The sequence below is a fragment of the Hungatella sp. genome, assembly GCF_046966825.1.
In genome coordinates, this window is the sequence record NZ_JBKVCZ010000154.1 from 12176 (window position 1) to 15041 (window position 2866).

The window sequence follows — 2866 nt, forward strand, 5'->3', positions numbered from 1 at the left end:
CCGGGACGCGGAGGACGACCCCGGTCAGGAACCGGAGAACGGGTACTCCAGAGTAGCTGCCGCCATCCGTGCCTATGTCAGGGAGAACTACAGCCGCGATATTTCCATGCAGGACGCAGCACGCGCCATGAACTATTCAGAGGTATATTTCTGCCGCCTGTTTAAGCAGTGCTTCGATCAGAATTTTACCGCATATCTGACCCATTTAAGGGTGAAGGAGGCGAAAAAACTGCTGGAGGACCCACGGGCCAATATTAAGGATGTGAGCAGAAGCGTGGGTTACAGCGATTCGAAATATTTCTCAAAAATCTTTAAGCGGATCACAGGTCAGCTGCCTTCGGAATATCGGGACGGTCTTCCATCATAGAAATAAAACACGCCCTAATGCTGGAAAATTGGGTAATATTACCCTCCTTAATGTCAATATTTTACTGTACACATTTAATCTCCATGGCTTTATAATGTTACTGTTAAGAAAATGTCAAGATCTTAACGATTTCGTAACACAAAAGCAGCCATGGAGATTTTTTGTTTCATGGGAAGGCTTTCCGGCACGCGAGTCCGGATTGCCCGACTCTTTGCCGGCTGTTTTTGCTGCCGGAGAGTATTCCGGCCGTTTCGAAGTATATACATACCTTGGAACGGGGATAAATAGTATGTGAACTATGTAATGTATGAGAAGGAAAGGAATGGAGAGCATTGAAAAAAATGATTAAAAAAGCAGCCGCTGTTTTAATGGCCGCGGCCATGGCGGTATCCTTGACCGGCTGTGGTTCCATCACTTCAGGAAAACGGATTATCCGTATTTCCCACGCACAGTCAGAGACCCATCCGGAGCATCTGGGACTACTGGCCTTTAAGGAATACGTGGAGGAACGGCTGGGGGATAAGTATGAGGTACAGATATTCCCGAATGAGATTCTTGGTTCCGCCCAGAAGGCGATCGAGCTGACACAGACGGGAGCCATCGATTTTGTTGTGGCAGGAACCGCCAACTTAGAGACGTTTGCAGATGTCTACGAAATTTTCAGCATGCCGTATCTGTTTGATTCGGAAGATGTATATAAAACTGTCATGGAAGACTCCGACTACATGGAACAGGTTTACGAGTCCACCGACGAGGCCGGATTCCGCGTCGTTACCTGGTATAATGCGGGTACGAGAAACTTCTATGCAAAAACGCCGATTCGTACTCCGGAAGACTTAAAGGGAAAGAAAATCAGAGTACAGCAGAGCCCGGCCAGCGTTTCCATGGTCAACTCCTTTGGAGCGGCGGCGGCGCCCATGGGCTTCGGCGAGGTCTATACCGCGATTCAGCAGGGCGTGATTGACGGCGCGGAGAACAACGAGCTGGCCCTGACGAATAACAAACACGGTGAGGTTGCAAAATACTACAGCTACAACAAGCATCAGATGGTACCGGACATGCTGGTTGCCAACTTAAAGTTTTTAGAGGGACTGAGCCCGGAAGAGTATCAGATCTTTAAGGATGCGGCAGCACTTTCCACGGAAGTGGAGATGAAGGAATGGGACAAGAGCATCGAGGAGGCGAAGAAGATCGCCACAGAAGACATGGGCGTGGAATTCATCGACGTCGATGTGGATGCCTTTAAGGAAAAAGTACTTCCGCTCCATGAGAAGATGCTGAATGACAATCCGAAAATCGGTGATTTTTACAAGCACATTCAGACCGTTAATGAACAGGCGAAAGGGGAAGAGTAAGAATGGAAGCACTGCATAAAATCAGAGAAGTCCTGATGAAGATTCTGGGACTGTTCATTATTTTCCTGTTTGCCATGATGACGATCATCGGCACATACCAGATTGTTACGAGATACTTTTTTAACCGGCCAAGCACCGTGTCGGAGGAGCTTCTGACGTATTCCTTCACCTGGATGGCTCTGCTCGCCTCCGCTTATGTGTTTGGAAAACGGGACCATATGAGAATGGGCTTCCTGGCCGATAAAATAACGGGAACTCCCAGAAAGGTACTGGAGACAGCCATCGATTTTCTGACCTTTGCGTTTGCGGCGGTCGTCATGGTTTACGGAGGAATCTCCATCACGAAGCTGACCATGATCCAGACGACGGCCTCCCTTCAGGTTCCCATGGGATACATCTACATGATCGTTCCGGTGACAGGAATTCTGATTATGTTTTTTAGCTTTACCAATGCCATGGACATGCTGCATGGCGATTTCAGTGAGAAGGGAGAGGCGAGAGTATGAATATAGCGGTTGCATGCGGACTGATTATCCTGGTCCTCTTAGTGATTATGCTGCTGGCCGGCGTACCGATTGCGGTGGCTCTGGCGGTTTCCTCTATCTGTGCGATTTTGCCGGTTCTTAATACGGGAGCGGCGGTACTTACAGGAGCACAGCGTATCTTTTCAGGAATCTCAGTGTTCAGCCTTCTCGCCATTCCGTTCTTTATCCTGGCGGGAAATATCATGAACAAAGGCGGAATCGCGATCCGTCTCATTAATTTTGCAAAACTGTTTACCGGAAGAATTCCGGGAGCGCTGGCTCATACCAATGCGGTTGCCAACATGCTGTTCGGAGCGATATCCGGTTCCGGTACCGCGGCGGCCTCCGCCATGGGTTCTATCATCGGACCGATCGAGGAGGAAGAGGGATACGACCGTGATTTCTCGGCGGCGGCCAATATTGCGACGGCGCCAACCGGCCTGCTCATTCCTCCAAGCAACGTTATGATTACCTTCTCCTTAGTCAGCGGCGGAACCTCCGTTGCGGCGCTTTTCATGGCGGGCTATATCCCCGGCATCCTGTGGGGCCTTGCCTGTATGGCCGTTATTTTCTATTTTGCGAAAAAACGCGGCTACCGCAGCACCAGGCGGTATTCCATG

4 protein-coding genes are annotated in these 2866 nt (G+C 49.8%); all 4 read left to right on the plus strand.

Going from position 1 to position 2866, the window contains the following annotated elements:
- A partial coding sequence (locus ACLTD4_RS28995; RefSeq protein ID WP_412331771.1) for a helix-turn-helix domain-containing protein occupies positions 1–367 on the plus strand: 367 nt, incomplete at its 5' end.
- 341 nt (positions 368–708) lie between these two features.
- On the plus strand, positions 709–1722 hold the full coding sequence (locus ACLTD4_RS29000) for a TRAP transporter substrate-binding protein (protein ID WP_117620512.1): 1014 nt from the start codon (positions 709–711) through the stop codon (positions 1720–1722).
- A gap of 2 nt (positions 1723–1724) precedes the next feature.
- Complete coding sequence (locus ACLTD4_RS29005; RefSeq protein ID WP_025532038.1) at positions 1725–2228, plus strand: TRAP transporter small permease; 504 nt, start codon at positions 1725–1727, stop codon at positions 2226–2228.
- Positions 2225–2866, plus strand: a 642-nt coding sequence (locus tag ACLTD4_RS29010) for a TRAP transporter large permease subunit (protein WP_412331772.1), incomplete at its 3' end; no start/stop codon positions are given. The genes ACLTD4_RS29005 and ACLTD4_RS29010, both read left to right, overlap by 4 nt.

What these genes read in the sequence shown, in the direction of transcription:
- ACLTD4_RS29000 (WP_117620512.1), top strand. Translation starts at nt 709, where the DNA reads ATGATTAAAAAAGCAGCCGCTGTTTTAATGGCCGCGGCCATGGCGGTA.
- ACLTD4_RS29005 (WP_025532038.1), top strand. Translation starts at nt 1,725, where the DNA reads ATGGAAGCACTGCATAAAATCAGAGAAGTCCTGATGAAGATTCTGGGA.